Origin of the sequence: Kribbella sp. NPDC050820 (genome assembly GCF_040653975.1) — a bacterium.
Lineage (GTDB): Bacteria > Actinomycetota > Actinomycetes > Propionibacteriales > Kribbellaceae > Kribbella.
Map to the genome: position 1 here is coordinate 24,409 of NZ_JBFAHB010000021.1, position 26,075 is coordinate 50,483.

29 protein-coding genes are annotated in these 26,075 nt (G+C 69.5%); 20 read left to right on the forward strand and 9 right to left on the reverse strand.

All coding sequences use genetic code 11. From position 1 onward, the window contains the following. The first annotated feature begins 2 nt into the window (after window positions 1-2). Both AB0H36_RS19885 and AB0H36_RS19890 read left to right on the forward strand, forming a co-directional pair. Entirely contained in the window at window positions 3-962 is a 960-nt protein-coding gene (locus tag AB0H36_RS19885) for an ABC transporter permease (protein ID WP_360524947.1), read from the forward strand. A 120-nt stretch (window positions 963-1,082) separates the two neighbouring features. Then, complete coding sequence (locus AB0H36_RS19890; protein WP_360524950.1) at window positions 1,083-2,681, forward strand: ABC-F family ATP-binding cassette domain-containing protein; 1,599 nt, start codon at window positions 1,083-1,085, stop codon at window positions 2,679-2,681. Window positions 2,682-2,791: 110 nt separating this feature from the next. On the opposite strand, the gene AB0H36_RS19895 is transcribed toward AB0H36_RS19890, so the two are convergent. Next, on the reverse strand, window positions 2,792-3,079 hold the full coding sequence (locus tag AB0H36_RS19895; RefSeq protein ID WP_360524953.1) for a DUF1905 domain-containing protein: 288 nt from the start codon (window positions 3,077-3,079) through the stop codon (window positions 2,792-2,794). 77 nt (window positions 3,080-3,156) lie between these two features. Between AB0H36_RS19895 and AB0H36_RS19900 the strand changes: the two genes are divergently transcribed. Then, the gene (locus AB0H36_RS19900; RefSeq protein ID WP_360524956.1) at window positions 3,157-3,669 is read left to right on the forward strand and encodes a GNAT family N-acetyltransferase; all 513 of its coding nucleotides are present in this window, start codon (window positions 3,157-3,159) and stop codon (window positions 3,667-3,669) included. Here AB0H36_RS19900 and AB0H36_RS19905 read toward each other — a convergent pair. Both AB0H36_RS19905 and AB0H36_RS19910 read right to left on the reverse strand, forming a co-directional pair. Then, on the reverse strand, window positions 3,623-4,603 hold the full coding sequence (locus AB0H36_RS19905; protein ID WP_360524959.1) for a cation diffusion facilitator family transporter: 981 nt from the start codon (window positions 4,601-4,603) through the stop codon (window positions 3,623-3,625). The genes AB0H36_RS19900 and AB0H36_RS19905 overlap by 47 nt on opposite strands. After that, window positions 4,600-5,004, reverse strand: coding sequence for a metalloregulator ArsR/SmtB family transcription factor (locus AB0H36_RS19910; protein ID WP_360524961.1), 405 nt, complete (start codon window positions 5,002-5,004; stop codon window positions 4,600-4,602). The genes AB0H36_RS19905 and AB0H36_RS19910 overlap by 4 nt, the downstream gene beginning before the upstream one ends. 57 nt (window positions 5,005-5,061) lie before the next feature. Here AB0H36_RS19910 and AB0H36_RS19915 point away from each other — a divergent pair, with 57 nt between their 5' ends. The 4 genes from AB0H36_RS19915 to AB0H36_RS19930 all read left to right on the forward strand — a co-directional run bounded on the left by AB0H36_RS19915 (window position 5,062) and on the right by AB0H36_RS19930 (window position 7,967). Then, a complete protein-coding gene (locus AB0H36_RS19915; RefSeq protein WP_360524964.1) occupies window positions 5,062-5,565 on the forward strand; it encodes a DinB family protein in 504 nt (167 codons plus the stop codon). Between the two features lie 219 nt (window positions 5,566-5,784). Further along, window positions 5,785-6,075, forward strand: a complete 291-nt coding sequence (locus AB0H36_RS19920) for a hypothetical protein (RefSeq protein WP_360524967.1) — start codon at window positions 5,785-5,787, stop codon at window positions 6,073-6,075. Between the two features lie 2 nt (window positions 6,076-6,077). Continuing rightward, complete coding sequence (locus AB0H36_RS19925; protein ID WP_360525199.1) at window positions 6,078-7,229, forward strand: epoxide hydrolase family protein; 1,152 nt, start codon at window positions 6,078-6,080, stop codon at window positions 7,227-7,229. A 111-nt stretch (window positions 7,230-7,340) separates the two neighbouring features. Then, complete coding sequence (locus AB0H36_RS19930; protein WP_360524970.1) at window positions 7,341-7,967, forward strand: DUF2461 domain-containing protein; 627 nt, start codon at window positions 7,341-7,343, stop codon at window positions 7,965-7,967. 23 nt (window positions 7,968-7,990) lie between these two features. Here the strand turns inward: AB0H36_RS19930 and AB0H36_RS19935 are convergent, their stop codons facing one another. Then, the gene (locus tag AB0H36_RS19935; protein ID WP_360524973.1) at window positions 7,991-8,863 is read right to left on the reverse strand and encodes a helix-turn-helix transcriptional regulator; all 873 of its coding nucleotides are present in this window, start codon (window positions 8,861-8,863) and stop codon (window positions 7,991-7,993) included. A 451-nt stretch (window positions 8,864-9,314) separates the two neighbouring features. Here AB0H36_RS19935 and AB0H36_RS19940 point away from each other — a divergent pair, with 451 nt between their 5' ends. Then, window positions 9,315-9,506: a hypothetical protein gene (locus AB0H36_RS19940; RefSeq protein WP_360524976.1), complete on the forward strand. Its 192-nt coding sequence runs from the start codon at window positions 9,315-9,317 to the stop codon at window positions 9,504-9,506. Continuing rightward, entirely contained in the window at window positions 9,503-9,721 is a 219-nt protein-coding gene (locus AB0H36_RS19945) for a hypothetical protein (RefSeq protein WP_360524979.1), read from the forward strand. Before AB0H36_RS19940 ends, AB0H36_RS19945 begins: the two co-directional genes overlap by 4 nt. A 226-nt stretch (window positions 9,722-9,947) precedes the next feature. Here the strand turns inward: AB0H36_RS19945 and AB0H36_RS19950 are convergent, their stop codons facing one another. Next, window positions 9,948-10,181, reverse strand: a complete 234-nt coding sequence (locus tag AB0H36_RS19950; protein ID WP_360524982.1) for a DUF397 domain-containing protein — start codon at window positions 10,179-10,181, stop codon at window positions 9,948-9,950. 539 nt (window positions 10,182-10,720) lie between these two features. Between AB0H36_RS19950 and AB0H36_RS19955 the strand changes: the two genes are divergently transcribed. The 3 genes from AB0H36_RS19955 (at window position 10,721) to AB0H36_RS19965 (ending at window position 14,390) form a co-directional block, all read left to right on the forward strand. Further along, window positions 10,721-11,551: an SAM-dependent methyltransferase gene (locus tag AB0H36_RS19955; RefSeq protein WP_360524985.1), complete on the forward strand. Its 831-nt coding sequence runs from the start codon at window positions 10,721-10,723 to the stop codon at window positions 11,549-11,551. A gap of 87 nt (window positions 11,552-11,638) precedes the next feature. Further along, window positions 11,639-13,930 carry a nitrate reductase gene (locus AB0H36_RS19960; protein WP_360524988.1) on the forward strand — a complete coding sequence of 764 codons (2,292 nt, stop codon included), beginning with the start codon at window positions 11,639-11,641 and terminating at the stop codon, window positions 13,928-13,930. A gap of 1 nt (window position 13,931) precedes the next feature. Beyond that, window positions 13,932-14,390, forward strand: coding sequence for a hypothetical protein (locus tag AB0H36_RS19965; RefSeq protein ID WP_360524991.1), 459 nt, complete (start codon window positions 13,932-13,934; stop codon window positions 14,388-14,390). Here AB0H36_RS19965 and AB0H36_RS19970 read toward each other — a convergent pair. Beyond that, a complete protein-coding gene (locus AB0H36_RS19970; RefSeq protein WP_360524994.1) occupies window positions 14,350-15,861 on the reverse strand; it encodes an FAD-dependent oxidoreductase in 1,512 nt (503 codons plus the stop codon). The genes AB0H36_RS19965 and AB0H36_RS19970 overlap by 41 nt on opposite strands. A gap of 28 nt (window positions 15,862-15,889) precedes the next feature. Continuing rightward, window positions 15,890-16,324, reverse strand: a complete 435-nt coding sequence (locus tag AB0H36_RS19975) for an SRPBCC family protein (RefSeq protein WP_360524997.1) — start codon at window positions 16,322-16,324, stop codon at window positions 15,890-15,892. 127 nt (window positions 16,325-16,451) lie between these two features. Between AB0H36_RS19975 and AB0H36_RS19980 the strand changes: the two genes are divergently transcribed. From AB0H36_RS19980 to AB0H36_RS19995, 4 genes are all read left to right on the forward strand, one after another. Further along, window positions 16,452-16,928, forward strand: coding sequence for an Hsp20/alpha crystallin family protein (locus tag AB0H36_RS19980; RefSeq protein WP_360525000.1), 477 nt, complete (start codon window positions 16,452-16,454; stop codon window positions 16,926-16,928). Between the two features lie 25 nt (window positions 16,929-16,953). Further along, on the forward strand, window positions 16,954-17,619 hold the full coding sequence (locus AB0H36_RS19985) for a hypothetical protein (RefSeq protein ID WP_360525003.1): 666 nt from the start codon (window positions 16,954-16,956) through the stop codon (window positions 17,617-17,619). A gap of 204 nt (window positions 17,620-17,823) precedes the next feature. After that, window positions 17,824-18,558 carry a sigma-70 family RNA polymerase sigma factor gene (locus AB0H36_RS19990; RefSeq protein WP_360525006.1) on the forward strand — a complete coding sequence of 245 codons (735 nt, stop codon included), beginning with the start codon at window positions 17,824-17,826 and terminating at the stop codon, window positions 18,556-18,558. 163 nt (window positions 18,559-18,721) lie between these two features. Further along, window positions 18,722-19,498: a hypothetical protein gene (locus AB0H36_RS19995; RefSeq protein WP_360525009.1), complete on the forward strand. Its 777-nt coding sequence runs from the start codon at window positions 18,722-18,724 to the stop codon at window positions 19,496-19,498. Here the strand turns inward: AB0H36_RS19995 and AB0H36_RS20000 are convergent. Further along, window positions 19,492-20,949, reverse strand: a complete 1,458-nt coding sequence (locus tag AB0H36_RS20000; RefSeq protein WP_360525012.1) for an alpha/beta hydrolase — start codon at window positions 20,947-20,949, stop codon at window positions 19,492-19,494. The genes AB0H36_RS19995 and AB0H36_RS20000 overlap by 7 nt on opposite strands. A 112-nt stretch (window positions 20,950-21,061) precedes the next feature. Between AB0H36_RS20000 and AB0H36_RS20005 the strand changes: the two genes are divergently transcribed. Both AB0H36_RS20005 and AB0H36_RS20010 read left to right on the forward strand, forming a co-directional pair. After that, window positions 21,062-22,174 carry an NAD(P)/FAD-dependent oxidoreductase gene (locus AB0H36_RS20005; protein WP_360525015.1) on the forward strand — a complete coding sequence of 371 codons (1,113 nt, stop codon included), beginning with the start codon at window positions 21,062-21,064 and terminating at the stop codon, window positions 22,172-22,174. Window positions 22,175-22,186: 12 nt separating this feature from the next. Then, the gene (locus AB0H36_RS20010; protein WP_360525018.1) at window positions 22,187-23,248 is read left to right on the forward strand and encodes a hypothetical protein; all 1,062 of its coding nucleotides are present in this window, start codon (window positions 22,187-22,189) and stop codon (window positions 23,246-23,248) included. On the opposite strand, the gene AB0H36_RS20015 is transcribed toward AB0H36_RS20010, so the two are convergent. After that, window positions 23,241-24,152: a MarR family transcriptional regulator gene (locus AB0H36_RS20015; protein WP_360525021.1), complete on the reverse strand. Its 912-nt coding sequence runs from the start codon at window positions 24,150-24,152 to the stop codon at window positions 23,241-23,243. The two genes, AB0H36_RS20010 and AB0H36_RS20015, sit on opposite strands and share 8 nt — an antisense overlap. 183 nt (window positions 24,153-24,335) lie before the next feature. On the opposite strand from AB0H36_RS20015, the gene AB0H36_RS20020 reads away from it, so the two are divergent. Both AB0H36_RS20020 and AB0H36_RS20025 read left to right on the forward strand, forming a co-directional pair. Continuing rightward, the gene (locus tag AB0H36_RS20020) at window positions 24,336-25,208 is read left to right on the forward strand and encodes an ABC transporter ATP-binding protein (RefSeq protein WP_360525024.1); all 873 of its coding nucleotides are present in this window, start codon (window positions 24,336-24,338) and stop codon (window positions 25,206-25,208) included. Further along, a complete protein-coding gene (locus AB0H36_RS20025) occupies window positions 25,205-26,047 on the forward strand; it encodes an ABC transporter permease (RefSeq protein ID WP_360525027.1) in 843 nt (280 codons plus the stop codon). The genes AB0H36_RS20020 and AB0H36_RS20025 overlap by 4 nt, the downstream gene beginning before the upstream one ends. Window positions 26,048-26,075: the final 28 nt, after the last annotated feature.

Below are 26,075 nucleotides of genomic sequence, written 5' to 3' on the forward strand. Positions count from 1 at the left end.
ACATGGCTCTGTTCCTGATTCGCCGGGTCGGCCACGGGATCCTCGTCCTCTGGCTGATCACGGTGGCGGTGTTCGCGCTGTTCTTCGTTGCTCCGAGCAACGTCGCGCAGACGCTCGCGGGCCGGCAGGCGACCCCGGAGACGATCGCGCTGATCAAGCACCGGCTCGGGCTGGACCTGCCGGTCTGGAAGCAGTACCTGCACTTCGTCGAGAACGCGGCGCAGGGCAACCTCGGGTACGACTACTACCACCAGGTGCCGGTGACCACGATCATCGGGCAGGCGCTGCCGATCACGGTGTCGCTCGCGCTCGGAGCCGCCGTACTGTGGTTGCTGCTCGGGGTGTTCAACGGGGTGATCTCGGCGGTGCACCCGCGGTCGCTCGCCGATCGTGGGCTGACGCTGTTCTCGTTGTTCTTCTACTCGTTCCCGTCGTTCCTGCTCGGGTTGCTGCTGCTGTACTTCCTGTACTTCCGGCTCACGCTGTCCGGGTTCGACTGGTTCCCGGCCGGCGGCTACTCGGCGCTGAGCGCGGGCTTCGGGCCGTGGTTCCAGCACCTGCTGCTGCCGTGGATCGCGCTGGCTTTGTTGCTCGCGGCCACGTACACGCGGCTGACCCGCGGCTCGATGCTCGACGTGCTGGGGGAGGACTACATCCGTACGGCGCGATCGAAGGGCCTGCGGGAGAGTCGCGTCATCGTCCGGCACGGCCTGCGCAGCGCGATGACGCCGGTGGTGACGCAGTTCGGCATCGACCTGGGTCAGCTGGTCGGCGGCGTGGTCGTCATCGAGACGGTCTTCAGCCTGCCCGGACTGGGCAAGACCGCGGTCACCGCGATCAACCAGCAGGACCTCCCGGTCATCATCGGCATCGTCCTGTTCGCCTCGGCCGCTGTCGTGGTGGCCAACATCCTGGTCGACATCGCGTACGCCGTCCTGGACCCGAGAGTGCGGCTGCACTAAATCAGTTGGTGGCTCTCCGGGATCGACCTACTCTGGGCGCATGGCTACTTGCCTCTGTGTCTAGCTGCGGACCCGCTTCCACGCGAGAAGTGTGTCCACCAGCTTTCACGGAGAGTAACCATGATCACCGTCCGCGGTGTAGATATTCGCGTCGGCGCCCACCTGCTGCTGTCCGACCTTTCCTTTCACGTCAGCCCTGGCGACCGCGTCGGGCTGGTCGGCCGTAACGGGGCCGGCAAGACCACCCTGATGAAGACGCTGGCCGGCGAGGACCGCGCGGCCGCCGGCTCCATCAGCGTGACCGGCTCCGTCGGGTACCTGCCGCAGGACCCGCGGGCCGCCGACCCGGCCATCACGGTCACCGACCGGATCCTGTCCGCTCGCGGGCTGGATGTCGCCGTCCGCGACCTGCGCAAGGCCGAGGCCGCGATGAGCACCGCCACCGGCGAGGCGCAGGAGCGGGCGATGGCGGCGTACGCCCGGGCCGAGACGCGGTTCCAGGCGGGCGGCGGCTACGCGGCCGAGGCGGAGGCGGCGCGGCTGGCGGCCGGCGTCGGACTGCCCAACCGGGCGCTCGAGCAGCCGGTCGGCGAGTTGTCCGGCGGTCAGCGGCGCCGGGTCGAGCTGGCCCGGATCCTGTTCGCGCAGCACGACACGCTGCTGCTCGACGAGCCGACCAACCACCTCGACGCGGACTCGGTGCAGTGGCTGCGGCAGTTCCTGCTCGGCTACCCGGGCGGCCTGATGGTCATCAGCCACGATCGCGAGTTGCTGGCGGCAACGGTCAACCGGGTGTTCCACCTGGACCCGCAGCGGACCACGATCGACCTCCACAACACCGGCTGGGCGAAGTACCTCGACCAGCTCGAGCTCGACGAGCGTCGCCGTACCCGGGAACGGGCCACGGCGGAGCGCAAGGCCGCGGTCCTGCACGCCCAGGCGGCGAAGATGCAGGCCGGCGCCAACACCGCCGTCGCCGCGCGCAACATGGCGCGGCGGGCGGACAAGCTGCTCTCCGACCTCGAGCCGGTACGGCGTGCCGCCCGGGTGGCCCGGATCCGTCTGCCGGAGCCGGCGCCGTCCGGGAAGACTCCGCTGCGCGCCACCGGTCTGCGGAAGGCGTACGGCGGCCTGCAGGTGCTGGACGGAGTCGACCTGGCCGTGGACCGGGGGAGTCGCGTGGTCGTGCTCGGGCTGAACGGCGCGGGCAAGACCACCCTGCTCCGGCTGCTCGGCGGTCGCGAGGAGCCGGACGCCGGCCAGGTGGTCCCCGGTCACGGGTTGCGGCTCGGGTACTTCGCCCAGGAGCACGACACCCTGGACCTCGCTGGGACTGTCCGGCAAAACCTGGCGTCGGTCGCGCCCGGCCTGACCGACGGCGAGGTCCGGAACGTGCTCGGCTCGTTCCTGTTCAGCGGTGACGACGCGGAGAAGCCGGCGCACGTGCTGTCCGGCGGGGAGAAGACCCGCCTGGCGCTGGCCGGGCTCGTTCACTCCGGCGCCAACGTGCTGCTGCTGGACGAGCCAACCAACAACCTGGACCCGGCTTCGCGCGACGAGGTGCTCGGAGCGGTCGGCAGCTACCCGGGCGCAATCGTCATGGTCACCCACGACGAGGGCGCCATCGAGGCCCTCCGCCCCGACCGGGTCCTGATCCTCCCCGACGCCACCGAAGACCTCTGGACCGACGACTACCTCGACCTGGTGTCGCTCGCGTGAGCGCCTGGTGCAGTTCGACAGGAGGTGTGCGTCGATCGAGCCGGCTGCCCGGCGGATTCAGCCGGGCAGCTTCCGGCCGTGGACGTATACGTCCTGTCGATCTGTACCCCTCACCCCAATCGCTCCTCGAGGTGGACGGTGATCTCGTCGCCGGGGTGCTTGCCGATCAGGTCGCGGAGCGTGCCCTTCACCGGGAGTTTGTGGGTGCCGTCGCCCAGCGCCATGAACGAGCTCTCGAAGGGGTGGCCGTCCATCGTGCCGCGGACCTTCACCAGGCCGCGGGTGCCGAAGTACTCGGCCGAGCCCGGCATCTGCACGAAGGTCCAGCCGCCCTTGGCGTCGCTCTTCTGCAGCGGCGCGGTGAACGTCTTGTCCAGCTTTCCGGTCTTCTTGGTCACGGTGAGTTCCTCTCTCGGGGTGCCTTCACCCACTAGGTAGAGACAGAGCACCGGTTTTCGACATCTATTGTTGATCGGTGATCACCATCCGACCGGCAGGGCACTCCGCCGTACCCGAGGTGCTGGCTTTGCTGGACGGCGCGACCGAGTGGCTGGTCGCGCGGGGACGGACCGACCAGTGGGGCACCGAGCCGCACTCGACGAACCCGCGGCGGATCGCGCAGATCACCGGGTTCGCCGACGACGGCGGGCTGTGGGTGGCCGAGGACGACGGGCGGGTCGTCGGGGCGCTGGCCGTGGGGGACGCGATGCCGTACGTGCCGCCGGCCGAGGAGCCGGAGCTGTACGTGCGCCTGCTCGTGACGGACCGGGCCTCCGCCGGCCAGGGCATCGGTACGGCGTTGCTCGACCACGCCCGCGAACTGGCGCGAGACGCCGGCGTCGGGCTGCTGCGGGTGGACTGCTTCGCCGGTGGCGACGGGGCACTGGTCCGGTACTACGAGAAGCAGGGCTTCACCCGGATGGTCGAGTTCGCCGTACCGGTCAATGACTCGGAATGGCCGGGTCAGGTCCTCTTCCAGCGGCTGTGATCGACCGGTGCACGGTGCCGTGTGCGTCGCTGCAGTGCGCGTCCACCTCGTCGCCGGTGGCGTGATCGACCTGGAGGGTCGAGTGGGTCAGGTTGTGACGCTCGGCCAGTAGCGCCTCGATCCGGACACGGATGTGGTGGCAGTCGAGCCCTTCCGCGACCAGGATGTGGGCGGAGGCGGCCGGTTCGCCGGAGGTGATCTCCCAGACGTGCAGGTCGTGCACCTCGACGACCCCCTCCACGGCGCACAGCTCGGCGCCGAGAGCCTGCGGGTCGAGTCCGGCGGGCGCGGCCTCGAGGAAGATCCGGCCGGAGTCGCGGACCAGCGCGACGCCGGCCTTCAGCATCAGCGCGGCGACGATCAGCGCGGCGATCGCGTCGGCGCGGGCGAAGCCGGTGACCAGGACGACGAGACCGGCGATCGCGGTTGCGATGAACGCGAACAAGTCGTTCAGGATGTGCTGGTAGGCGCCCTCGACGTTCAGGCTGCTGCGGTTCGCCTTGCTGATCATCCAGGTGGCGATCAGGTTCACCACGATGCCGACCACACCGGTGATCAGCACCAGCGCGCCCTTCACCTCGGGCGGGTCGATCATCCGGTGGATCGCCTCGTAGACGAAGTACGCCGCGAGCAGCAGCAGCGTGATGCCGTTCGCCTGCGCGGACAGGATCTCGACCCGCTTGAGGCCGAAGGTGAACCCCCCGGCCGGCGGCCGGGCGGCCAGCCGGATCGCGATCAGGGCCAGCACGATCGCGATCGCGTCGGTCAGCATGTGGGCCGCGTCGGTGATCAGCGCGAGCGAGCCGGCCGCGATACCGACGACCACCTCGGCGGCCATGAAGCCGACGATCAGCGCAAGCGCACCGCTCAGCAGCTTGCGGTCCGCGTCGGCGCTGACCCCGTGGCCGTGACCGTGGCCGTGTTCCTCGCTCATGCGTCGGACCTTTCGGGGTGGATGGCGTCGGTGTGCTCGGTGTGCGCGACCGCCAGGTCGACGAGCATCCGGACGTGGGCGTCGTCCAGGCGGTAGTACGCCATCCGGCCGTCCCGTCGTACGGCGACCACCCGGTGCGCCCGCAGCAGCCGGAGGGCGTGGGAGGTCGCGGACTCGCTCATCCCGGTGACGGCAGCGAGATCGCAGACGCACAGCTCGCCGTCGAGCAGCGCGACCAGCAGCTTCAGCCGGCGTGGATCGCCGAGCAGGCTGAACACGTCCGCCGTGTCGACCACGTCCGCCTCGGCGGGCATCCTGGCGTTGACGCTGGCCACCCGCTCCGGATCCACGAGCCGGACATTGCAGGCATCCGCACTCTGCACATCTGCAGAACTCTTCATACGTGGAGGCTAGAGCATCGGAAGGCGACACGCCAGGTCCCCGGGCACAATCAGTCCGTGACCGACTACCCACAGGTGGCTACCGACGAGCGCCCGATGCTGGAACAGTTCCTGGACTTCCACCGCGCGGCCGTGCTCCGTGCCCTGGACGGCCTCACCGACGAGCAGGCCGCTCAGCACCTCCTGCCGGCGACCGAGCTGACCGTCGGCGGGATCGTGAAGCATCTGGCCGCGATGGAGGACCTCTGGTTCAGCCACAAACTGCTCGACGCACCGAGCGCCGAGCCGTGGCGCTCGGCGCCGTTCGACGAGGACCCGGACTGGGAGTTCCACTCGGCGGCGGCTGACTCGGTCGCCGTACTGCGGGAGTTGTACGTCGAGGCATGCGACACCAGCCGGCGGATCACCGCGCGGATCGACTCACTGGATGCGTTGGCCGCCCGGGCGTCGTTCGGGGAGCAGCTGGTCAGCATGCGGTGGATCTATCTGCACATGATCGAGGAGACCGCGCAGCACCGCGGTCACCTCGATCTGCTGCTGGATGCGCTGCGCCAGAAGTAGTCGCCGAGGAGGTGCTGGGGCACGTGACCGGGGCCACATCGCGGTCTGAGACGATCGTCACGGCCGGTCATGTCCTGAGTAAGGACTGTGTGAAGAATCAGTGCTGACCGCCCGCCCGAGTGTGGATCACCCTGCGCCGGACCGTAAGTTCGAATCCGGGTGTCAGTCGAGGTCAGGAGTGAACGAAGTGCAACGGGGCTCACGGGGCGTGCCGTCGGCATGCCCGCGATCAGCGGCGCCGGGATCGTCGTGACGACGCTGAACAAGATTCTTGCCATCGCCGGAGCGGTCATCACCCTCGGCGGGGTGGCGCTCGGCTTCCGGTCGGTCTCGGCCGGTGGCACCGTCTGTGGTTCGGCGTTCCAGCCGGCCGCGGGCATCACCCCGATGGCCTGCGACAACGCCCTCAACAGCGCCGGCACGCTGGTCACGATCGTGATCAGCGCGGGCGTGCTCTGCCTGATCGCCGCAGCGGCCGTGAAGGTCGTCCGGGACAAGGTCAGCGCCTGAGCATCGAACCGTTCCGGCTGGACGTGCCGGAGAGCGACCTGGCCGACCTGCGCGCACGCCTCGACCTGACGCGCTGGCCGGACGAGCTCCCCGATGTCGGGTGGGCGTACGGCGTACCCAGGACGCATCTCCGGGAACTAGTCGAGTACTGGCGTCACGGTTACGACTGGCGCGCGGCGGAGCGGCGCCTGAACGAGTGGCCGCAGTACACGACCACCATCGACGGCGCGAACGTCCACTTCGCCCACATCCGCTCGCCCGAGCCGGAGGCGACGCCACTCCTCCTCACCCACGGCTGGCCGGGATCGATCGTCGAGTTCACCCACGTTGCCGGACCGCTGTCCGACCCCCGCGCGTACGGCGGCGACCCGGCCGACGCCTTCCACCTGGTGATCCCGAGCATCCCCGGATTCCCGCTGTCCGGGCCGACCCGCGACACCGGCTGGGAATTGCTCCGCATCGCCGAAGCCTGGTCCGAGCTGATGACGCGCCTGGGCTACCACCGGTACGGCGTCCAAGGTGGCGACTGGGGTGGCGCGATCTCACGTGAGCTCGGCCGGCTCCACCCCGAGCAGGTGGTCGGCGTACATCTCAACCTCATCCCGGGCGCGGGCGCGACCGCCGAGCCGACACCGGAAGAGCTCGAGCCACTCGACCCGGCCGAGCGCGAACGCACCTGGGCCTCGTGGCGCCGGTATCAGGAATGGGCGAAGGACAAGCAGGGGTACGCCGACCTGCAGTCGACGCGACCGCAGACCCTCGCCTACGCGCTCACCGACTCCCCGGTCGGGCAGCTGGCCTGGATCGCCGAGAAGTTCGCGGAGTGGTCGGATCCGGCGAGCGCCATCGACCGCGACCTGCTGCTCACCAACGTGATGCTCTACTGGCTCACGCGTACGGCGGGATCCGCGGGCCGCATCTACTACGAGCGAGCGCATGCGCCGTACTGGGGTCAGCCGCCGGAGCCGTCCGCCACCCCGACCGCCTTGCTTGATCTTGCGCACGACAACTTCATCCCGCTGCGCCACATCGCCGACCGGACCAACAACATCATCCGCTGGACCAGCCACCCGCACGGCGGTCACTTTGCCGCGCTCGAGCAACCCGGGGTCCTGGTCGACGACATCCGGGCGTTCTTCGGGTCCTTGGCCTGATGGCGGTGCGCCGGCATGCGCCAGGTCTTTGCCGGCGCACCTGCTCGGTCGGCAGACCGCCCCGGTACCCGCGGCGCAAACAGTCAATCAACCTCGAACTATCGTGACCGCATGAGTTTCACCGGTTTTCCTGCGGCGGCGCTGGACTTCTACGACGACCTCGAGATGGACAACAGCAAGACGTTCTGGACGGCGCACAAGCACGTCTACGAGGAGTCGGTCCGCGCTCCGATGGCGGCGCTGCTGGCGGAGCTGGAGGAGGAGTTCGGCCCGGCGAAGCTGTTCCGGCCGTACCGCGACGTGCGGTTCGCCAAGGACAAAACGCCGTACAAGACGCACCAGGGCGCGTTCATCGACGTCGCGCCGGCGACCGGGTGGTATGTGCAGGTCTCGGCGCCCGGTGTGCGGGTCGCGGCCGGGTTCTACGAGGCCAGCTCGGAGCGGCTCGGCCGGGTCCGGACGGCGATCGACGACGACCGGCGTGGCAAGCAGCTCGAGCGGTTGCTGGCCGACCTCACCGGGGCCGGCTGGGAGGTCGGCGGCGACAAGCTGAAGACGAGCCCGCGCGGGTACGACGCGGACCACCCGCGGATCGACCTGCTCCGGCACAAGTCGCTGACGGTGGGGAAGTCCTACGGCTTCGAGCCGGTGATCCACACGCCCGAGCTCGCCGAGCTGGTGCGTGCCGACTGGCGGGCGACCAAGCCGCTGATCACCTGGCTGACCGACAACAGCTGAACGCCGGACGGCGCGCTGGAACGTCAGTCGTCGTACGAGCGCAGGATGCGGGAGAGGATGTCGCGCGTCTTGTTCGGCGGCGGGGCCGCGACGCACAGCGCTTCCATGGTGGCCGTATACCGGTCCAGGTCCTCGAGCTTGTCCAAGTACAGCGCACTGGTCAGGTGCTCGATGTAGACGATGTCCGGCAGGTCCTGCTCCGGGAAACGCAGGATGCTGTACGCGCCGCCGGTCGCGGCGTGGCCGCCGCCCTCGAACTCCATCACCTGGAGGGTCAGGTTCGGCAGGTGGGTGGCCTCGAGCAGGTGCTCCAGCTGCAGCCGCATCGCCTTCACGCCGCCGATCGGCCGGCGCAGCACCGACTCGTCGACGACGGCCCACAGCCGCACCGGGTCGGGCCGGGTCAGGATGCCCTGCCGGTTCACCCGCAGCGCGACGCGGCGCTCGACCTCGTCGGCCGGGATCAGGCCGCGGCCGAGCTGGACGACGGCACGCACGTACTCCGGGGTCTGCAGCAGGCCGGGGATGAACTGCAGCTCGTAGGTACGGATCAGCTGGGCGGCGGACTCGAGGTCCAGGTAGGAGTGGAACCAGCTCGGCAGCACGTCGCCGAAGCGGTGCCACCAGCCGGGGTTGTTCGCGTCGCGCGCGAGGGAGAGCAGTCGCTCGCGCTCCTCGCCGTCGTCGAGGCCGTACAGCGTCAGGAGGTCGCTGACGTCGCGCTCCTTGAAGCCGACGCGGCCGAGCTCCATCCGGCTGACCTTGGACTCCGACGAGCGGATCTCCCAGCCTGCGTCGGAGCGGCTGATCCCCGCCGCCTCCCGCATCCTTCGCAGGTGCGCCCCCAGGATGATCCGGAGCGCAGTCGGCCCGCTTTGCGCGCCCGACTCGGTCACACCCACCTCCCACAGCCCCCAGCAGTTCGGCTCAGCGGCGACATCACTCCGCAGGCAGACATCATCGCATGGACGACCGGCAATCTGCCGAAGTTCTTACATAAGCCGCCAGTCTTCACATTCACGATCACACAGCGTAGTGCTGAACCGGTCAGTCGGGGCTTATTTGTCCTGACAAATGGATGCTCGGGATCGCTGTCGAACGGCGTTCGTCGGTCGCCTCGAGGGCTCTCTGCAGGCGGAAAACCAGGTTTTCGGGTCACGAAGTGGAAAACGTGCGGATGCACGTGCATCCGACGCTTGCATTCGCAGCGTGCCGACGCCATGATTGATTCATGCACAGAAGGTGAGCTGAATCTCGCGAAAAGTGACATCGCGTGATCCGGCAGGCCGGTCCTACAGACCGCCGGTGGCGCAAGCGCCGGCATGACTGGTTGGGGAACCCGAGTCGATGAACCACGACGACAGTGAGGCAGCCGAGCACACCGCCGACACGAGCGGACGCGCGCCCGACGAGCTGACCGAGCGGGAGATCCAGGAACTGGTCGCGCGTTGCCCCGAGCAACAGCGCTGGGCCTTCGAGGGCTGGCTGCGCGGCGTCCGTCACCTCGACGGCGACCCGATCGTGAGCTTGGCCCCATGACCACCGACCGAGCAGCAGGAGGCCGAAAGATGGTGCGGATCTGGCTGGGAGACCACCTGATCGCCGAGTACCTTGCCGAGCCCGACCGCGCATCGCGGTACCAGCGGGTGATGACGCCGAAGTTCACCGGATTGCGAATCACCGTTGACAATTCGGCCGGCGCGACGGCGTCCGAGCTGCCGAGTGAGCAGCTCTGGCCGCTCACCGTGCAGTAGTAGCTGCCTGCCCCAACCACAGACCAAGGCCGACCCTTGCCGGAGGGTCGGCCTTTGCTGTTCACCTGCAGTTCAGTACGGCGCTCTGCCGGACGCGCTCGGCGTCGTCGGCGGGGCGCCGTACTGCTGTCGTTTGACTCGTCGCGTTGCCGGTTGACTCGTCGCAGACAAGAAGAGGCCCCTTCGTCACTCGCCTGGCGAAGGGGCCTCTTGCTTCCGGTGAAGTTCAGACGAGGTCGTCGAACTCCCCATCGTTGACGCCGCCGAGGAACGCCTCGATCTCGGCCTTGGTGAACACCAGCGCCGGCCCGTCGGTGTGACGCGAGTTCCGCATCGCCACGCCGCCGCCCGGCAGTTTCGCGACCTCTACGCAGTTGCCGTTGGGGCCACTCCGCTGACTCTTCCGCCAGTTCAGCTCGGTGATCGAGTCGCCGGGCATGCCGTTGTAGACAGCAGTCATCAGCTGCACCTTCCGTACGTCTTTGGCATATGCACGTGCATTTGGCCTTGCATTTGCATCGTACACGCTTAGCGACGATGTGTCCGCCCCGTTACCCCGCGTGCCCAAAACCCCCCACCCCACCCCTCCCCAGTAGCCCCCCGTGACCGTTTCTCCCCACCACCCCGCCCCAAATGCCCACCACCCCCACCCCACGCCTCATCACCCGGCTCGGCTCCGCCGGGCACCTCGCCACCCGGCTCTGGGGTGGGGCGCCGGGTGGTGGTGCCCTCGGCTACCTCGGCCTGTGGTTCTGGAGGGTTGTTGGGGTTGGGGGGATGGGGGGTGGGGAAAGAGGGGGATGAAGGCGTTGCAGGTTGGTGGTTTGTCAGGACCTGGCGGATGTGAAAAGGCTTCTCTGGTTGAGGAATCAGGGAAACGAGCGGTTGCTTCGACCGACTTTCGGACCAACACCCCCGCCGGACCGAACCAGTGCTCCAACAGGTCCGCAACTGCCCTACGATGACAGTCCAGAATTCCCCGACACGAAGGCTGCGCCGATGGCGACTTCCGACACTTCGGATCCGAATCCGGAGTTCGACACTTCCCAACCGACCATCGCGCGCGTCTACGACGCACTGCTTGGTGGTAAAGACAACTTCGCCGCCGACCGAGAAGGCGCGGGGCTCTACCTGAAGTACGTCCCGGACGCCGGTCGCTGTGCGATCGAGAACCGGCAGGCGCTGGTGAAGGGCGTGCAGTACCTGGCCCGCCAGGCCGGGATCGACCAGTTCCTCGACATCGGCAGCGGCCTGCCGACGCAGAAGAACACCCACGAGGCGGCGCAGGACGTCAACCCCAACGCCAAGGTCGCGTACGTCGACAACGACCCGATCGTGCTCGCGCACGGCCGGGCGCTGCTGGCGACCAACAACAGCACCATCGTGGTGACCGCGGACCTGCGGCGGCCCCAGGAGATCCTGGACAACCCGGAGATCAACGCCCACCTGGACTTCAGCCGTCCGATCGCGCTGATGATCGTCGGTCTGCACATGCACTTCCACGACGACGAGAAGCCGGACGAGTGGGTCCGGACGATCATGAACAAGATGGTCCCGGGCAGCTACCTGTTCATCACCGACTTCGTCGACACCGGTGAGCCGCTGCAGAAGGGGATGGAGCGGGCCGGCCTGGAGAGCCTCGGCAACGGCTGGATCCGGACCCCGGAGCGGATCGAGCAGCACTTCCTCGGCATGCCGCTGATCCCGCCGGGCCTGGACTTCCTGGCCCGCTGGTTCCCGGAGGACCCCGACGCCGACATCCCGGCCGTCGACGAGCTGCAGCCCTACCAGCGCATCCTGATGGCAGGGATCGCCAAGAAGGAAGTCTGACCCTCAGCACCCCGCAAGGCGCGCGCCCCGGCACCCGGGACGCGCGCCTTTCGCATGCCCGGAAAATGGTTGGGTACCGCACCGATCGTGGACAGGGTGCAGAACGTCTGGGGCGAGCGAACGCCGCATGAGCGCGGTACGGCGTGGCCGGTCCGAGTGGATCAGGAGTTGTCCATCGCCGAGCACGAGGTCGATCGGTGGGTGCAGTCGGCCTGTGTGCTCTGCAGCAACGGCTGTGCCTGCGACATCGCGGTCAAGGACGGCAAGATGGTCGGCGTCCGCGGCCGGGCCGTGGACCGGATCAACCACGGGCGGCTCGGCCCGAAAGGGTTGTACGCCTCCTGGCAGTGGAGCGACCAGGACCGGTTGACCCAACCACTGGTTCGAACGCCTGACGGGCTGCGGCCGGCCTCCTGGGACGAGGCGATGAACCGGATCGTCGAGGAGTCGAAGAAGCGGCACCCGCTGCAGCACGGCTTCTACACCAGCGGCCAGTTGTTCCTCGAGGAGTACTACACCCTCGCGGTCATCGGGAAGGCCGGTCTAGGTACGCCGCACATGGACGGCAACACTCGCTTGTGCACGGCGACCGCGGGAGCGTCGCTCAAGGAGACGTTCGGCTCGGACGGCCAGCCCGGCAGCTATGAGGACATCGACTCGTGCGACGCGCTCTTCCTGTTCGGGCACAACATGGCCGCGACCCAGACAGTGCTGTGGTCCCGCGTCCTCGACCGGGTCGAAGGTCCGGACACCCCGGCGATCGTCGCCATCGACCCCCGCGACACCCCGGTCGCGCAGCTGGCCGCACGCACCGGCGGTCTGCATCTTGCGCCACTGCCCGGCACGAACCTGGCGTTGATGAACGGCCTGATCCACGAGCTGATCGAGCACGGGTACGTCGACCAGGAGTACGTCGCCCGCCACACCCTCGGGTACGACGAGCTGGTCGCGACCGTGGCGCCGTACGAGCCGAAGCAGGTTGCGGAGATCTGTGGCGTGAGCGCGGTCGACGTCCAGCGGGCGACCGAGCTCTTCGGGACGTCGGAACGCGTGCTGTCTACCGTGCTGCAGGGCTTCTACCAGTCGCACCAGGCGACCGCTTCGGCCTGCCAGGTCAACAATCTCCACCTGCTGCGCGGTCTGATCGGGAAGCCGGGCTGCGGCGTGCTGCAGATGAATGGGCAGCCGACCGCGGAGAACACCCGGGAGTGCGGGGCCGACGGGGACCTGCCCGGTTTCCGCAACTGGGCCAACCCGCAGCACATCGACGAGCTGGCGAGACTCTGGAACGTCGACCCGCTCAAGATCCCGCACTGGGCGCCGCCGACGCACGCGATGCAGTTGTGGCGGTACGTCGAACAGGGCTCGATCGACTTCCTCTGGATCTCCGCGACCAACCCGGCGGTGTCGCTGCCCGAGTTGCCGCGGATCCGGGAGATCCTCGACCGGGACGAGTTGTTCCTCGTCGTCCAGGACGGGTTCCTGACCGAGACGGCGCAGTACGCCGACGTCGTGCTGCCGGCCGCGCTCTGGGGTGAGAAGCAGGGCACGTTCACGAACGCGAGCCGCACTGTGCACCTGTCGGACCAGGCTGTCGATCCGCCGGGGGAGGCGCGCAGCGATCTCGAAATCTTCCTCGACTACGCCCGCCGGATGGACTTCCGCGACCGGGACGGCGATCCGCTGATCGGCTGGGCGACGCCCGAGGAGGCGTTCGAGGCGTGGAAGGAGTGCAGCCGCGGCAGGCCGTGTGACTACAGCGGCCTGACGTACGACGCTTTGCGCGGCGGCAGCGGGATCCCGTGGCCGTGCACCGACGAGGTGCCGGAGGGAACCGATCGGTTGTACGCGGACTCGGTGTTCCCGACCGACCCGGCGGTCTGCGAGGACTTCGGACACGACCTGTTGACCGGAGGCAGTACGACGCCCGATCAGTACAAGGCGAAGGTCCCGGCCGGGCGGGCGTTCCTGAAGGCGGCCGCGTTCCAGCCGCCGCCGGAGTGGATCTCGGCCGAGTATCCGCTGATCGCGACCACCGGGCGCTCGCCGTACCACTTCCACACCCGGACCAAGACGGGCCGGTCGCCGAAGCTCCGGCGCGCCGAGCCGTCGGTCTGGGTGGAGCTGTCCGCCGCGGACGCCGCCGACCTGGGGGTTGCCGAGGGCAACCAGGTGCGGGTGGAGTCGGCCCGCGGATGGATGGAAGGTCCGGCGCGGATCGGCACGGTCCGGCCGGGCGTCGTGTTCGTCCCGTTCCACTTCGGCTACTGGGACGACGATCGCCGTACGGCGGCCAACGAGTTCACGCTCACCGAGTGGGACCCGGTCTCGAAGCAACCGCTCTTCAAGGTCGCCGCCGTCCGGGTACGGAAGGTGTGACATGCATCTGTCCACGTACTTGGGCCTGCTGCACTCCGCGGAGGAGTCCCTGGCCGACGCATTCGGCAAGGTCGGCCGTGACCACGCCGACGAGCCGGACGTCGAGCACCTGTGTCATGCGCTCGGCGAGAAGGCAGCCGGTCATGTCGAGGCGCTCGGGCCGTTCATGAGCCGGTACGGCGAGCAGCGCGAGGACGAGCCGGATCGCCTCCGCGCGGCCGAGTTCAGCGGCACGCGGTCGGGCGGCGTCGGCCTGCTCCGAGATCTGCAGGACCTCTATGCGCTGGCGTCGTTCGTCGACATCACCTGGACCGTGGTCGGCCAGGCGGCGCAGGGCGTGCCCGACGGCGATCTCCTGAAGACCGTGAAATCGTGCCAGGCGGAGACAGCGACTCAGCTCAGCTGGCTCCAGACCCGGATCAAGCAGGCGGCTCCGCAGGCTCTGATCGTGGCGAAGTGAGCGGCTTGGTGGCCGGACCGTCCAGGTTCTGGCCGGTGTAGCTGAAGCGGGAGCCGTGGCAGTTGCAGTCCCAAGTGGTGTCGGCGGGGTTCCAGCGCAGCGGGCAGCCGAGGTGGGTGCAGACGGGGTCGACGGTGTAGAGGTCGCCGTCGTGGTCGCGGTAGGCGCCGACGGTGCTGCCGTCCTCGAGGGTGAGCAGGCCGCCCTGCCCGATCTCGAGGTGGTCGAGCCCGCCCTTCAGCCGGCCCAGGTGCCCGCTCGCGAACTCCTTGCCGACGTGCAGGTTGTCCTTCACCAGCTTCGCCACCGCCTGGATGTCGCCGATCCGGCCGGCGTCGTACAGACTCGCCGTCGGGTTGTCGCGGTCGAGGACCAGGTCGCGGAGGATGCCGGCGGCAACGGTCCCGTTACTCAGGCCCCACTTGTGCATGCCGGTGGCCACCAGGACCGGCGTACCCGGCGCCTTGCCGACGAACGGCAGCAGGTCCGGCGTGCTGTAGTCGTGCGCGGACCAGCGGTACTCCGGCACGGCCTCGAAGCCCCACGCCTCGCCGACCCAGTCGACCAGGCTCTGGTAGGTCGACTCGGCGTCGCTCTCCTCGTCGTTGCCGACGACGATCAGCCCGTTCGGGCCACCGCCCGGCCACGGTCGGGTCGACCGCGTGGGTGAGTCGACGGAGATCGCCATCCCGCGCGGCGCCTCGACCGGCAGCCGTACGGCGATGCCCTGCGACTGGCTTGGTCGGGTCCGCGCGAAGTACCCGCCGGTGAGCCCGATCGGCAGCAGCGTCGCGAGGATCGCGTGGTTGGCGCGGACCAGCGGTCCCTGCGCGGTCACGGCCTGGATGTCGTGGTCGGTGTTCAGCTCGGTCACCCGGCTGTTCTCGAAGATCCGGCCGCCGGCCTGAGTGAACGCCGTCGCGAGGCCGGCCAGGTACTGCGCCGGATGGAGCTGCACCTGGTCGTCGAAGCACACGACCTCGGCGACCTTCAGTGGCAGGTCGAGCTCGTCCGGGTCGACGAAGCGGGCCGGGAGCCCGAACGCTGCCGCGACATCGGCCTCGCGGCGCAGCGGCGAGTCGGGCGTCGCCGAGTAGACGAAAGCCGACGTACGGGTGAGCTCGCAGTCGATGCCGAGCCGGTCCACCAGCGCGGCGACCTCCTCGACGGCGGCCTGGTTGGCGGTCGCGTACTGACCCGCCTTGCCGGCGCCGTGCCGGTCGAGCAGATCGGCGTAGATCGCGCCGTGCTGGGATGTGACCTTGCCGGTCGTGTTGCCGCTGGTCCGCCCACCGACCCGGCCGGCTTCCAGCAGTACGACGTCCGCGCCCTCCTGCTGCAGGTACAGCGCGGTGGTCAGTCCGATCACGCCACCACCGACCACGACCACGTCAGCGTGCTTGTCGGCGAGAATCCCGTCGTACGCCGGAATCGTCGCGGTCGCGAGCCACACGGAACCTTGCGTCGTCATGTGGTTCCGGTACCCGCGCGGGGCGATCTCAGTGCTGCCGCTCGGCCAGTAATGCGAGCCGGCGCAGGGTTTCGTGGTTGCGGACGCTCAGGATCGGGTCGACCAGGCTGTGCGGGAGCGCGGCGGCCGGTCCCTTGACTGCCTGCTCGCGCATGACCAGGTGGCAGGCGCCGTCACGGTCGGTCGCGACGAACTCGACCTGGCCCTCGCCGGTCGGCCAGGCGCGTACGCGGAGTTGCAGGAAACGCAGTGGCTCGTACTGCTGGACGGTCGTGGTGTCGTCGATGACCAGCGGCCAGATCCCGACCGAGTGGTGCAGGCTGCGACCAGGCTGCGGGAACCCCTCCTCGACGTCCCGCACCCGGGATGCCCCGACCACCCAGGCGGCGTACGTCCACCCGTCGGTCAGGATCGCGAACACGTCGGCCACGGGCGCCCGGATCAACCATTCGTTCTCCGTCATGCGCCGCCTGTACCCAGGCCTGAAGCCTTGTCAACGTTCTGGTGACATGGATCTTGTCAACGGATCGATGACATGCTAAAACATGAAATGCGTGTTGACACCGACTGATGAACCTGGAGGTGGAACGATGTTGATGCGCACTGACCCGTTCCGGGAGTTCGACCGGCTCGCCCAGCAGTTGACCGGTGCGGTGTCACCGGGGACGTGGTCGCGGCCGAGCCCGATGCCGATGGACGCCTACCGGTCGGGTGACGATTACGTGATCGTGTTCGACCTGCCCGGAGTGAGCCCGGACGCGATCGACCTCGACATCGAGCGGAACGTGCTGACCGTGAAGGCGGAGCGCCGTCCGGCCGCGCTGGACGAGGACGTCGAGATGCAGGTGGCGGAGCGACCGCTCGGGGTGTTCTCGCGGCAGTTGTTCCTCGGTGACACCTTCGACGCGGACCGGATCAGCGCGTCGTACGAGAACGGCGTGCTGACGCTGAAGATCCCGGTCGCCGCGCAGGCCAAGCCGCGCAGGATCGCGGTCGCCGGCGGTGAGACCGGCAGCCGGACCGTGACCGGGGAGACTGTCGGCGACAGCAAACAGCTCGACGCCTGACCGCCGACGCCCGACAGGAGTTCCGATGGCACAGCCCGATACGCCCGCTCCGGCGGCGGCTCTGGAACTCTTGCTCGAGGTGCTGGGGAGGTTGCCCTCCGCCCCGAACGTCCCCGGGGTGGAGGGCGATTCCGCCGCGGACGAGGTGCTGGACGCGCTGGTGGCGCTCCGGGAACTGCGCGAGCAGCTGAACGGCTGGGAGCCACGGCTGATCGAGGCGGCCCGGGCCGCCGGGATCAGCTGGATCCGGTTGGCCCCCGTGCTCGGCGTCTCCAGCCGGCAAGCCGCCGAACGGCGTTATCTCCGGCTCAACCCGCACGCGTCGCAACCGGAACTGAACGGCGAGCAGCGGGTGCAGGCGGCCCGGGACGAGCGGGCCGGCGACCGCGCGGTCGCGAGCTGGGCCCGGGACAACGCTGCCGACCTGCGCAGGCTCGCCGGACAGGTCGCGGCCCTCGACGGGCTCGACGGTACGGCGCAGGCGAGTGTCGACGCCGTACACGATGCCCTCGGCAACAACGACTCGGCCGCTCTGCTCGCGCCGCTCGCCGCGGCGGGCGCGCAGCTCGGCAAGGATCACGAGGCGCTGGCCGACCGCATCACCGAGGTCGGCGCCCGCACCGACGAAGCCCGCCGCACGAGCCGAACCCGCCACAACGACACCCAGCCCGCCCCCACAGACAAGGCATAGGGTCGCGCGCGTGTCGCGCGCATGAGTTCTCGCCAGGTGGGGTACGGGCGAGATTGCAAGGGCATGACCGTGGTCCAGATACGTGCCACGCCGTGACTCACCGTCGCGAGGTCATACCAAATGGTCACCGTAGAACAGCAGGTTCCTGTTCAGTGTTCGACCGCGGCCGATCGGGCCGCCCGGGAAGCAGCCACCCGACAGCTGATGGAGCGCAGGGCTGCCAGCACCGACGAAGCAGAGCGGCAACGGCTGCTCGAAGAGGTCGTCGAGCTCAACATCGAGATGGCCCGCGGGATCGCCCGCCGGTTTCGAGGCCGCGGGGCCGAGGCGGACGACCTGGAGCAGGTCGCGTACCTGGGCCTCGTGAAGGCGGCCCACCACTACCGCCTCGACGCCGACACGCCGTTCATCGGGTTCGCCATCCCGACCATCCGGGGCGAGGTGAAACGCTACTTTCGCGACTGCGCGTGGACAGTGCGGATCCCGCGCCGGCTGCAGGAGATGCAGGGCACGATCGCGACCAAGCTGCCGCTGCTCGAGCAGCAGCTGAACCGCGAGCCGACGCCGGCCGAGATCGCCGCGCACCTGGACGTCGAGGTCAGCGAGGTCGAGCAAGCGCTCGCTGCCAAGGGGTGTTTCAACGTCCTGTCGCTGGACCGCCCGTCCGACGTGGACGCCGACCTGACGCTGGCCGACGTGGTCGCCGACACCGAGGACGGCAGCATCGACCAGCTGGAGACGGTCGAGATGCTGCAGCCGGTGCTGTCCGAGCTCGGGCCGCGGGAACGCCGGATCCTCCAGTTGCGGTTCGTCGAGGGCTGGACCCAGTCCGAGATCGGCCGCGACATCGGCGTCAGCCAGATGCAGGTCTCCCGGGTCCTCCGCAAGATCCTTGACGACCTCCGCACCAAGCTGGCCCCGCTCCCGGCCGCCGCCTGACCCGCACGCCGGTGCTTGCCCGGGGCAACCCCGGGCAGGTGCCGGCTGCCCGTGACGCCGGGTGGGCGTTCGTCGTTCATCTGTCCGTGCTCATGGTGGGGACTCACCCGCCCGGGATGGTCACGCCGGGCCCCGGGTGGTTGCACAATGGGGGAAACGACGGATGGAGTCGGTGGTTTTGGCGTTCCGGATGTTCAGGACAGTGCCCGCGGACGCGGTCACCATCGTGCGGTCGTACCCGCCGATGGTGGTCTGCTTCGCGGCCGCGTTGACCGGAACGGCGCTGGTCTTCGACGTCTTCTACCTGATCGCGAGCCCCGGGCTCACGCTGGCGCTGGTCTACACCGTGCCGGTCCTGGCCGGTCTGATCGCCGGTCTGGTCGCGGCGGCCGACGACTTCGGGCTGGAGCGTGCGGTGCTCCTGCGGACGGTCGGGGTGGCGGTCGCCTTCGGCCTCACCAACGCGGTCGTCGTGGCGATGCTCGCCGCGATGCGCCGGACCGACCCGACGAACTGGAAGGCCGGTGGCCAGGCGGTGCTGTTCGCCGGGTGCACGGTCGCCGCGGTCGCCATCTCGATCGTTGCCGTCAGCAAACTGATCGACGTACTGGGCCTCGAGCTGCGGACCAAGCTGCGGCGCCGCCCGGTCCGGGTCCCGGTCGCCGCGGTGGCGGTGGCGGCGGCCCCCCGGCCCCGGGCGAGCAAGGAGTCCGCCGCCCGCGCCCAGCCCGTGCCGGTCCCGGCGCCACCACCACCGACTCCGGACGACGAGGAGACGATCCACATCTACGTCCCGCCGCCGCCGAAGATCGTGGATCTGGAGGAGGCTCGTCCGGTCAGCGCTAGCGAGTCCACCGGCCACGCCGACCGGCTGGTCCCGCGAGTACGTCGTACTGCGACCCGCCGTGCGCACAAACCCGGTCGGCGTCCCGGTCAGTAGCAGGTCTGGTCGGTGGCCGGGAGGCGGCCGCTGATCAGGTAGGACACGACCCGGTTGTCGACGCAGTCGTTGCCGTACTCACCGAAGACGCCGTGCTTGCGCGCGTTCTTCAGGGTCAGCAGGCGTGCCTTCGTCAGGCCCTTCTGCAGTTGCGCGGCGTTCGCATAGATCGCGCGCGGGTCGCCGTCGGCCGCGACGATCAGCGCCGGCTCCCGGTTGGCGATCCGGGTCAACGGCTCCTGCGGCTGCACCGGCCAGAACGCGCACGGCGAGATCATCCGGGTGAGCGAACCGAAGTACGGCTCGGCACGCCGGTGCTGCTGGATGTCGCGCCAGTAGGTCTGCGGATCCCGCGAGACCGCCCGGTCGCCACACGGGATGGCGATCTGCGCGCTGATCAACTGCGAGAACGCAGGGGTCAGCAGCAGCTCGAGGAACCCGCCGAGCTTCTCGCCCGGCTCGACCGGCCCGTTGGTGGCCGCGAGCAACGTCTGCACGAACTCGGCGTACGTCGCCCGGGCCGGATCACGGTCGTCAGCCAGCGGGCCGAACAACACCATCGGCATCGACCCTTCGTCGAGCGTGTACTTCCCGATCCGTAGGCCCTTCTCGGCCGTCACCCGGTAGATCCGGTCGATCTTGGCCAGCACCTGCGCGGTCGTCGTACCCAGTTGGTACGTCGAGTGCCGGGCAGCCGCCCAGGTCGCCCAAGCACGCAGTGCGGCCTCGTTCGCCGGGCCGACGTCCCGCAGCAGCTGCGGTCCGTACTTCGACGGATCCATCGGCCCGTCCAGGACGACGCGATCCGTGCGGCCGGGGAACAGTTGCAGGTAGACCGCGCCGAGGTAGGTGCCGTACGAGTAGCCGAGGTATGAGATCTTCTCCTCGCCGAGCGCGATCCGGACCTGGTCGATGTCCCGGGCAGTGTTCCGCGTGGTGATGTACGACAGCACCGATCCCGCGTTCTCGGCGCACCGCGCGGCGATGTCGGCCTGCTGGCGGGTGGAACGCGCGAACGACGACCGGTCGCTGCCGCCGGACCACGGCCAGCCCGCCAGCGGGAGCTTGCAGTCCACCGGCGTACTGCGGCCGACGAAGCGCGGATCGAGTCCGATCAGGTCGTACCGCGACCCGGCTTCCTTCATCGCGACCCGCAGCCGCAGCGGCATCGTCAGCCCGGGACCACCCGGACCGCCGTCGTTGAGCACCATCGCACCGATCCGGTCACCGGTCGCCTTCAGCCGCGACATCGCGATGGTGATCTTCGGCCCGTCCGGCCGGCTGTAGTCGAGCGGCACCTTCAGCTCACCACACTCCGCCCCGGCCTCATCGAGCGCAGCGCCCTCGGCGTCGGCTTCGTTGAGCTGACAGTGGTGCCATTGGATGGCGGGCGGTTCTTCCGTGGCATGCGCCGTACCCGACAACAGCGCCAAGACCAGTAGCAGTTTCATCGATCCTCCTCGAAGTCACTCCCGACGCTAGAGATCGGCACGCCCCGGCACAGTGCGCCTGAGACCCGCTTGGAGGTCGCGTGCGCGCTACCGCTTCGCGACACTGGGAGGCGTGTGGGATCTCGTGGTGGTCGGGGCGGGGCCGGCCGGGGCTTCGGCGGCGTTGGGGGCGTTGGCCGTGGATCCCGGCCTGTCGGTGCTGCTGCTGGATCGGCACGAGTTCCCGCGGGACAAGGCGTGCGGGGACGGGATCGCGCCGCACGTGTTCGACCTGCTGGCCGAGGTCGGGGTGACCGGCATCGTCGACGACTGGACGCCGGTACGGCGGTTCACGCTGACCCGGGGCCCGGTCGGGGTCGACCGCGACATGGCCCGGCCGAACTGGGTGGTGCCGCGGACCGTCTTCGACCAGCGGCTCGCCGAGGCGGCCCAGGCCGCCGGGGCGGATCTGATTCGGCGTCGCGTCCGCGGGATCAGGGTCGCCAAGGACTTCATCACTGTGGACGGTGAGCTCGAGGCCCGGTTCGTCGTCGGCGCGGACGGCGCGCATTCCGTCGTACGGCGGGATCTCGGGGTGCCGCCGGGACCGGTCGCGCTGGCGATCCGCGGGTACGCGCCGACCCCGCCCGAGCGGGCGGCGAGCCAAGTGATCGCTTACGGTCCGGGCCGGCAGCCGTCGTACGCCTGGTCCTTCGACCGTGGCGACGGCTGGTCGAACGTCGGGTACGGCGAGCAGCTCACGGCCAGTCGCCCCCGCCCGACCCGAGCCGACCTGCTCGCGCACCTGGAGGAGTTGCTGCCCGGAGCAACCGACGGCGGGAAGTCCTGGTGGGGCCATCACCTGCCGCTGTCGAGCTGGTTCTGGCGCCCGCAGTCAGGCCCGGTGATGCTCGCCGGTGACGCCGCCGGGCTGATCAACCCGATGACCGGCGAGGGCATCTACTACGCCGTCGCGACCGGTCTCCTGGCCGGCCGAGCGGTCGCCGAGGCACTGCACGACAACAGCACCGACGCCGGTACGTCGTACCGCCGCCAGACGAGACGCCTGCTGGCGAAGCACCTCCGGCACACCGCGCTGACTGCTCAGCTCACGCGCTCTGCCCGCGTCCTCGACGCCGGTATCCGCGCCGCCGCGAACGATCAGGCCATCTTCGACGACCTGGTCGAGCTCGGGCTCGCCGACGGCCTCATCACCGGCCGCCTGCTGCGCTCGCTGGTCGTGTGACATCGTGAGCGAGTGGACTTTCCGACGACTGCGTGGCAAGGGGTTGAGCTCGAGCAGCGGCTGGCGTGGGCGCGGCGCTGGATGCAGCGGACCGCTGCGGCGGCCGGGCGGTTGCCGGACATGGCGTCCGTGCGGCTCGCGGTCACAGCGCACCTCGATCTGAAGTCGGCGCTGTTCCTCCAGGCGTACCGGGAGGCCGGGGCCGCGGTGATCGTGCACCCGGCCGATCCGGCGACGACCCGGCCGGACATTCAGCGACTGGTCGAGACCTGGGGGATCCAGGTCACCGACCCAGGCGCCTGTGTCGAGTGGGCTCCGACGCACACCGTCGAGATGGGCGGCGACATCGTGGTCGAGGCTGCGGCGCGCGGGTACGACGGCGTCGTCGCCGGGATCGAGATGACGCGGACCGGGCTCAACCGAGTCGCCGAGCTGGCGTTGTCCTACCCGGTGTTCGACCTGGACGGCGTACCGCTGAAGAACCAGTTGCACAACCGGTTCACGGTCGGCACTAGCACCTGGCACACGGTCGTCGCCCGGACCCAGCTCTCACTGAACGGCCTCGACATCCTGGTCGTCGGATACGGCGAGGTCGGCGCCGGCCTGGCCCGTACGGCGCGGGGCCTCGGAGCGATCGTGCAGGTCGCCGAGGTCGATCCGGCCCGCGCTCTCGTCGCGTCGTACGACGGCTTCGAGGTCGTCGATGTCGGTGGCGACCGGGCCGACATCGTGGTCACCGCGACCGGGCGGACCGGGACCGTCTCCGCGGACGTGATCCGCGGCCTGAAGGACGGGTGCCTGATCGTCAACGCCGGTCACTCCCCGGACGAGCTCGACCTCGAGGCGCTGGGGGCCGGCGAGCCGGCGATCCCGTCGGTCACGAGTCATCGGGTCGGCGGCCGCGAGATCCTGCTGTTCGCCGGCGGGCACGTGGCCAACCTGGCGGCGGGGGACGGCGACAGCCTGAACGCCTTCGACATCACCGCCGCGTTGATCGTCGACTCGGCCGGCTGGCTGGTGGCTCACGGCAACGAGTACCCGGCCGGGATGCACCCGTACCCAGGTCCTAGCTGAGCGCTGCCAGCTGCTCCGGCGAGAGCCGGGTCGGCGTCGGCACGGCCGTGTAGGTGTCCGCCGTCGGCTGGTCGAGGACGACCGGGTCGGTGTACTCGTCGTACTTGGTCGCATTGACGAGCGCCTCGGTGATGCGCTCAGGTGGCCAGCCCAAGGCTCCGGCCAGCTCGTCCGCGGTGAGCGGACGGGTCGCGTGCAGGAGCGCGGCGAGCACGGTGAAGGCGTCGTCGATGACCTCGAAGGCCGGCCCGCCGGCCATGTCCTCGCCCAAGCGGTGGAAGAAGTCGGCCATCTTGCCCAGGCGAACACCCGCAGGTGACTCGGAGCCGAGCAGTTCGGCGCCTTCGGCGGCGGTCTCGGCCCAGTTCAGGTTGGTGCGGGCGCTGACCTTCCAGGCGTGCACCCAGACGTCCTCGGCGATGATGTAGTGCTGGAGCCGGCGGCGTGGGTCGGGCTCCCGATGGATCATGCCGACCTGCTCCAGGTAGCCGACCGCCTTGGAGACCGAGGCCGGGCTGACCCGGAGGACCTGGACCAGTTCGGGCGCGGTCAGGCTGCTGGTGTCGGCGGTGTACAGCTGCGCGAGGACCCGGGCCGCCATCCGCGGGAGGCCGCCGTCGACCATCATCGCGGCGAAGCGCTCGGCGAAGTCCTGTACGACCGCCCGATCGCCGGCCGGCGACGCGTCCCGACCGGCCGGCCTACTCCGCCGGGCCCGTGAGCTCGTGGCGTAGTGGGCGTGGTCGGCCCGGTAGCCGTGGGCGCCGCCGTTCCGGGCGACCTCGCGGCTGACCGTCGACGTCGGACGGTCCAGCTCGCGGGCGATCTCGGCGTACCCGAGCCCGGACTCCAGGCCGGCCGCGATCCGCTGCCGGTCCTCGTGCGTCAGCCTGCCACCCGGCATCCGCGCCTCCTCAGTGCGTTCATCGTCAGCTCATTGCAACGGCCGGTTGCATTCGATCTCATCGTCATTGCACAGATTGCCACGTTTCGCCCCGAAAGTCAGGCGATCACGCCCTGAGAGGCGTTGCCGGGTACCTGAACGCAACGTAGCTTTCAGGAAATCGGAAACGAAAGGAGCCGCCTCATGGTGCTGGCGGTGGACGGCCTGCGGATGCGCTACGGCGACATCGAGGTCCTGCACGACGTCTCGTTCCAGGCCCGGCACGGCGAAGTCGTCGCCCTGCTCGGCCCGAACGGCGCCGGGAAGAGCACGACCATCGAGATCCTGGAGGGATTCCGGCTGCGGTCGGCCGGAACGGTCGAGGTGCTCGGCGTCGACCCGGCGCACGGCGACGAGCGCTGGCGTTCGCGGCTCGGCATCGTGCTGCAGTCCTGGCGCGACCACGGCAACTGGCGAGTCCGTGAGCTGCTGCACCACCTCGGCACGTACTACGCGCCGTACTCGACAAGCACCATCGATCGCCCGTGGGACGCCGACGAACTACTGGCTGCGGTCGGCCTCACCGATCACGCTGGCCAGAAGATCAGGACCCTGTCCGGCGGCCAGCGGCGCCGGCTCGACGTCGCGATCGGGATCGTCGGCCGGCCCGAGGTGCTTTTCCTGGACGAGCCGACCACGGGGTTCGACCCGCAGGCCCGCTACGACTTCCACGACCTGGTACGGCGCCTCGCCGCCGAGCACTCGACCACGATCCTGCTCACCACCCACGACCTCGACGAGGCGAGCAAGCTCGCACACCGGATCCTGATCCTCACCGACGGCCGGATCGTCGCGGCCGGTTCGCCGGCCGAGCTCACCACGCTGATCGCCGGCGACGACGAGGTCCGCTGGACCATCGACGGGCAGCACTTCCGCAGGTCCACCGCCGACTCGACCGAGTTCGTCCGCGCCCTCTTCACCCAGTACGGCGCCGCCGTCCGCGACCTCGAAGTACGGCGTGCCTCCCTGGAGGACACGTATCTCGCGCTGGTGCGTGGAAAGGAGCCGGTCGCATGAACGCGTCCGCCGTCCGGGCCGGGTGGAAGCGCGGCCTGATCGAGCTGCGCCAGTCCTTCACCAACGGGCCCGAGCTGTTCAGCCACTTCCTCTGGCCGCTGCTGATGCTGGTCGCGTTGTTCTTCCTGCGGGACCGGGACTTCGGCTCCACCGGCTTCCTGCTCGGCGCGCTCGCGTTGCCGAGCATCCTCGGCATGAACGCCGCGATGGGCATGGTCAGCATGAGCCAGCAGCTCACCGCGGACCGCGAGGACGGCACGCTGCTGCGGGCCAAGGCGACCCCGAACGGGATGCCGGGCTACCTCGCCGGCAAGGTCGTCTCGGTGGCCGGCGGAACGCTCGCCGACCTGGCCATCCTGCTGATCCCCGGCCTGCTCATCGTGGAGGGGCTTGCGCTCGGCTCGGCCGCGGGCTGGCTGACCCTGGTCTGGGTGCTGGTGCTCGGGATGGTCGCGACGCTGCCGATCGGTGCGGTCCTCGGCTCGGTCTTCACCACCGCGCGGTCGCAGGGGCTGATCCAGCTTCCGGTGCTCGGCCTGATCGCGATCTCCGGCATCTTCTACCCGGTCACCGCGCTGCCGGACTGGCTGGAGTGGATCGGCCAGCTGGGCCCGATCTACTGGATGGGCCTTGGGATGCGGTCGGCACTGCTGCCCGACAGCGCGGTCGTCGTCGAGATCGACGCCTCCTGGCGGCACCTGGAGACGGCCGCAGTGCTCGGCGTCTGGGCGGTGATCGGGCTGGCCGTCGCTCCCGTCGTACTCCGCCGGATGGCCCGCCGGGAGTCCGGCTCCAAGGTCGCCGAGCGCCGCGACCGGGCCCTCCGACGAGTCGCCTGAAGCGTTTTGAAAGGGGTGTTGAGCCTGA